Here is a 5,251-nt window from a genome sequence, read left to right on the forward strand (position 1 = left end):
CCCAAAGGTCAGCTTTGGTAAACCGACTATACGTAATATGCGTTATCCGGTAGAGGTTATTCTTGACCTGCTTGCAGCGGGAATGACTACTGAAGAAATCCTAAAGGATTATCCGGACCTGGAAAAAGAAGACATTCAGGCCTGTATTCTTTTTGCGAAAGAAGCCCTTACCGTTAAAAGCATTCATAAAGTCGCAGGATAATGAAATTTTTGGTAGATGCACATTTACCATTCGGGTTAGTTAAATGGTTGAGAACACGCGGACATGATGTCATTCACACTTCCGAACTTCCTCAGAAAAACAAAACAGAAGATGCTGATATTATCCAGCTATCGATTGAGCAAAACCGGATCGTAGTTTCAAAAGACGAAGATTTTTATAAGCATTTCATACTAAAAGGTCAGCCATCAAAAATATTGCTGCTCACGATGGGAAACATTGTGAATAATGAACTAATATCCCTTTTTGAGAAAAATATTGAACAAATTGAAAATGACCTTCAACAGAACAAAATAGTAGAACTAAGTAATGATTCTGTTACCGTGCATTTTTAAGCCTATCTAACCTCGCAAAATAATTATCTCAGCATCCGTATATTTAGCCTCGATATTTCAGTCCAATTAAATTATCTATTCAAGCAAGAGGTCCTTCCATCAGCCCCGATTCCAAAAAGCGCTGCATACTGATTCTAGGCATCGCATTCATTGCCTTATCGATGCGTTCGCCATTGTCGAGTGTGGGTCCGCTCACCGAATTTATCCAAAATGCTCTGGGACTTTCCTACAGCATGATCGGGTTGATCACTACCCTTCCGTTGATCTGTTTTGCAGCTCTCTCCGGCTTTACACTGTATTTTACTCAACGATTTGGGTTAGAAGTCACCCTCGGAGCTGCTCTCTTCATTCTAACTGTTGGCACAGTTAGCCGGTATTTCGCAAATATTCCGTCTTTATATCTTGGCACCCTACTTATAGGTATCGGTATCGCTGTTATGAACGTGTTGATGCCTTCTATTGTAAAACGGGATTTTCCTCAGCGATCAGGTTTTATGACGAGTTTGTATTCAGGAGCGATGGGGATTGGGGCCACGTTGGGGGCCGGATTGAGTGTGCCTCTTGCTCATGCCACGAATTGGCAATTTTCGCTGGGGAGCTGGGCTATTCTCTCCTTTATAGGACTATTTCTATGGATTCCACAGCTTAGAAACAGAACGAAGCCTAAGAACCCCATACATATTGGAACAGCAATTAAAAAGCTAGGCTCTTCACCCATTGCCTGGCAAATTGCACTGTTTATGGGATTGCAATCCCTCATATTCTATGCCATCCTGGCCTGGCTTCCTGAAATATTGATCGACAGAGGTATGACACCAACCAAAGCGGGTTTAGTGTTATCGATTTCTCAGGGAACCGGTATTCTTGGTTCTCTGATCATTCCGGTGATTGCCGGACGGTTCAAAGATCAGCGTAGAATTGTGATGGTCACCGGAGCTATGGAAATTATTGGTGTTACCGGGATCCTCATAACAGACACCTTTTTGGTTTCGACCTGGGCCGGAATCTTGGGATTTGGTCTTGGGGGAAACTTTAGCTTGGCATTGTTATTCATGGTTTTACGGGCTGATTCTGCCGAGCTAACTACAGGGTTGTCAGGAATGGCTCAGTCTGTAGGTTACTTTATAGCTGCCTTTGGGCCCGTTTTGTTTGGTTTTGTGCATGATATAACCAATAGCTGGGATATCCCGCTTTTTAGCATGTTGACAATTGCAGCTCTACAACTTGGTGTGGGCTTAGGTGCAGCCAGGAACAGGACTATTTCCGGGTGAGGGAGCTGATTAACTTTGTAATCTCTCTTGCTCAGTTTCAAGCTCCACTCCTGCGAAACCTTGATCTTAAAAGCAGAAGTATGAACGATAAATCAGCCAAACATATGCTTTAAACTTTTTGAGCCCTCTAAATCTAAATTATGGAACAAATTTTGAGCTGCTTGGTTAAAATAAGTTCTCACACTCTCTCACTTAAAAGTAGCTCTACAATGCTTAAATATGCTCTAATGTCTTGTTTGTTAATGTGTCTTATTTTTATGAGTTGCAGTCAGCCCACCAATGTGGCTAATGAACCATCCGGTGAAGAATTGCGTGCTCCAATTATTCAAACTTCCGATACCTTAAAGGGATGTGAAGGGCAGATAATGGAATTTAATATTTTGGATTACTTTGATAGCAACGTTCCTATTGTCAACTCAGTGCTTTTTAGCGAGGAGCTTCAGATCACGGTCGACTCTTTGGGTGATGGTCATTTCAGGCTAAGTCAACCCGCCGAATTATCCGGAGAATTTCGGATTCTGGCCACTATTACTAATAGCAATGACGTAACCCTTGAAGCTGAGTTAATGTATCAAATTAAAGAAAATTCAGACCTTCCTGTTCCGTCGGGTGAAGAGTTGGTCATTATGCCGTTAGGTGACAGCATGACCAACGACGGCCGATCAAGAATAAAACTGTGGAATTTATTGAGTAATGACGGTCACGAATTAGATTATGTGGGCAATCAGCATCAAGGGAGTTCTATCCCTGATCCTGATCATGAAGGCGTAGGCGGTATAAAGATCCAAGGCATCATAGATAAAGCAGAATCTCTGATGAAGACACACAAGCCCGGGTATGTAGCCCTGATGGTGGGAACCAATGATATTGCCTGGTATTTTGATGAACCCGCCTCGGAAATTGCTAACCGTTGGGATGATCTGATAGATCGTATTTTTGATTCATCCGAGCCGGGAACATATATCCTTGCCGCTACAATCCCACCCGTTTCTTCCAAGAATGTAGGGAAGTCAGGAATGTCGATTCAAGATCGGGCTGTCATGGTACAACACTATAATGCGGAACTGCGCTCCATCATTAAAGACCGAGAAGCGAATGGCGATCACATCATCCTGGCTGATATGGAGGCCGCATTAGATCCGGATAAACACCTCTCGGGTGATGGGGTGCATTTGAATGAAGAGGGATATGCCATCATGGGAAGGGTATACTACGATGCAATGAATAAGGCCTTGAAAGAACAGGAGTAGTTTCTGTTTGAACTTAGCTTAGCTCACGACTTTTACTTACAAAGTTAAAAGGAAATCTCGGTCAGATATAAATCAATTTTCTTTCTTATATCTTATATTTAGTAACGCATCAACTAAATGTTTAATCACAATCCAAACCAGAGAGAGAAACCCATGTCATTAGCTAAAGTCATTGAAGTGATCGCCGAGGGAGAAACTATAGAAAATGCTGTTGAAAATGCAGTCAAAGAAGCATCGGAAACAGTAGATAACATCAAAAGCGTGAACTGTGAAAATATACAAGCCCTTGTATCCCAGAACCGAATCGAAAAGTATAGGGTCAATGCAAAGGTAACCTTCGTACTGAATAAGTAGTGTAGATAAAGATTATGTAAAAGAAATTTTGCCGAGATTCCGCCTTCTATGTTGCGGAATCCATTATTGAAGCTATGCTTCAAATTCTCTTCACACTAAACCTTCACAATACTTTCTTTCACTTCTTCCGTCATTTCATTGCGGGCTTTTTCAAGATCGTAGTGAGCTTGCAGACCAAGCCACATTTCGGCACTGGTACCGAGGGCTATTGAAAAGCGCAGGGCGGTATCTCCGGTAACGGCACGCCTCCCACGGATGATCTCATTCACACGATTCGGGGAAACCGAAATTCGTCGTGCAAATTCACGCTGACTTATCTTCATGGGCTCCAAATACTCCCCCATTAATATCTTACCGGGATGAATCGATTTAACTTTTCTATTTATACTCATGGCTATTCCTTTAGTGGTAATCAATAATTACTACATCAAACGTACTCCATACCGCTACGCGAGACAATATAGTTAATTTATTTGTTTGATGCCGTATTGTCCTTCGAGGCTCAGTTAATTACATTTGAAAAAACGGAGCTTTATGCAACAACACGAAAAAATAGACTATGTAGAATTTCCGGCAAAAGATCTGAAGGCCACGAAAAGGTTCTTTACTCAAGCTTTTGGATGGAAGTTCACCGATTACGGCCCCGAGTATAGTTCCTTCGCAAATGAGGGAATTAACGGCGGGTTTTTCAAATCCAACAAAAAATCGAGTACCGAAACAGGAAGTGCGCTCATCATTTTTTACAGTGAGGCCCTGGAAGCCACTCAAAAGAAAGTGGAAGATGCCGGCGGCAAGATCATCAAACCCATTTACTCTTTCCCGGGAGGCCGTCGATTTCATTTCACTGAACCCAGTGGGAATGAATTTGCGGTGTGGTCTGATAAAGAAATAGAAGAATGAATAAGGCGTCAGTAAGGGCGTGTTGCGATAGGCCCTTACGCGATGTAAGCTTTAATCAAAATCCGACAAACTTTTCTTCAAATCTTATAAGGCAAAACTTCGGTGAGTGCAGTTTCTTCCACTTCTGTTTACATTGATGCTATGGAAAAAATGACGCTGCATATTAAAAACATGGTGTGTGACCGCTGTGAGATGGTCATAGAAACAGCCCTGACTGCGCTTGGTTTGGAAGTAGATCACGTGCAACTTGGCAAGGCGGAAGTCACCCGACAAGGCGATAAACCCACTATACACGAAATAGAGAAAGAGTTGGAGCGGTTCAACTTCGGGCTCATCAAAGATGAGGAATCGGTGTTGGTGGAAAAAGTAAAAACCAATCTGATTCAATGGATAGATTCGGGAAATCTGGAAACCGATGAGACATCTCTCTCCGATTACCTGGCTAAAAAACTTACTAAAAGCTATGCAACGATCTCCCGGGTTTTTTCCCGGAGAGAGAAGATCACCATTGAAAAATATTTCATTCGTCTGAAGATCGAGAAGGCCAAAGAACTGGTAGAATATGGAAACCTGAGTTTTAGCGAAATTGCTTATCAGCTTGGGTATAAGAACTTGCAGCACCTGTCACGCCAATTCAAGGAAATTACGGGGATGAGCATGAGTGCCTATCAAAAGGTGCAAGATCCCGAGCGTAAATCTCTGGATAAAATTTAAGAATGGAATGCGAATGACGTGGATTGAGTGGATGTTCACTGATTGCTATACAATAGGAATCCATCTGACGAATTGCCCGTCTGATGGATGGATTTAGGCAATAAGGTAGAAATTAACCATCGGTCAGATGCAATCAAGCGATCAGACGAAAAAACCATCTAACTTTAATTGCCAGTAAGGGCGCATGGCCATGCGCCCTTACTGGCT

At 42.4% G+C, this 5,251-nt stretch carries 8 protein-coding genes; 7 read left to right on the top strand and 1 reads right to left on the bottom strand.

Going from position 1 to position 5,251, the window contains the following annotated elements; translation table 11 throughout:
- The 5 genes from VFM80_RS08105 to VFM80_RS08125 all read left to right on the top strand — a co-directional run.
- A partial coding sequence (locus VFM80_RS08105) for a DUF433 domain-containing protein (RefSeq protein ID WP_395071323.1) occupies nt 1–202 on the top strand: 202 nt, incomplete at its 5' end.
- Nucleotides 202–555, top strand: coding sequence for a DUF5615 family PIN-like protein (locus tag VFM80_RS08110; protein WP_395071324.1), 354 nt, complete (start codon nt 202–204; stop codon nt 553–555). The genes VFM80_RS08105 and VFM80_RS08110, both read left to right, overlap by 1 nt.
- Nucleotides 556–704: 149 nt before the next feature.
- The gene (locus VFM80_RS08115) at nt 705–1,826 is read left to right on the top strand and encodes a CynX/NimT family MFS transporter (protein WP_395071330.1); all 1,122 of its coding nucleotides are present in this window, start codon (nt 705–707) and stop codon (nt 1,824–1,826) included.
- 257 nt (nt 1,827–2,083) lie between these two features.
- Entirely contained in the window at nt 2,084–3,076 is a 993-nt protein-coding gene (locus VFM80_RS08120; RefSeq protein WP_395071325.1) for a GDSL-type esterase/lipase family protein, read from the top strand.
- 153 nt (nt 3,077–3,229) lie between these two features.
- Nucleotides 3,230–3,430 carry a dodecin family protein gene (locus VFM80_RS08125; RefSeq protein ID WP_395071326.1) on the top strand — a complete coding sequence of 67 codons (201 nt, stop codon included), beginning with the start codon at nt 3,230–3,232 and terminating at the stop codon, nt 3,428–3,430.
- 95 nt (nt 3,431–3,525) lie between these two features.
- Here VFM80_RS08125 and VFM80_RS08130 read toward each other — a convergent pair whose 3' ends face one another.
- Complete coding sequence (locus VFM80_RS08130; RefSeq protein ID WP_395071327.1) at nt 3,526–3,822, bottom strand: HigA family addiction module antitoxin; 297 nt, start codon at nt 3,820–3,822, stop codon at nt 3,526–3,528.
- 142 nt (nt 3,823–3,964) lie between these two features.
- On the opposite strand from VFM80_RS08130, the gene VFM80_RS08135 reads away from it, so the two are divergent.
- Together VFM80_RS08135 and VFM80_RS08140 are read left to right on the top strand one after the other, a co-directional pair.
- Nucleotides 3,965–4,330 carry a VOC family protein gene (locus VFM80_RS08135; RefSeq protein WP_395071328.1) on the top strand — a complete coding sequence of 122 codons (366 nt, stop codon included), beginning with the start codon at nt 3,965–3,967 and terminating at the stop codon, nt 4,328–4,330.
- Between the two features lie 102 nt (nt 4,331–4,432).
- Nucleotides 4,433–5,044 carry an AraC family transcriptional regulator gene (locus VFM80_RS08140; RefSeq protein ID WP_395071329.1) on the top strand — a complete coding sequence of 204 codons (612 nt, stop codon included), beginning with the start codon at nt 4,433–4,435 and terminating at the stop codon, nt 5,042–5,044.
- The last annotated feature ends 207 nt before the right edge of the window (nt 5,045–5,251 follow it).

The organism is Gracilimonas sp. (assembly GCF_035704785.1).
Lineage (GTDB): Bacteria > Bacteroidota > Rhodothermia > Balneolales > Balneolaceae > Gracilimonas.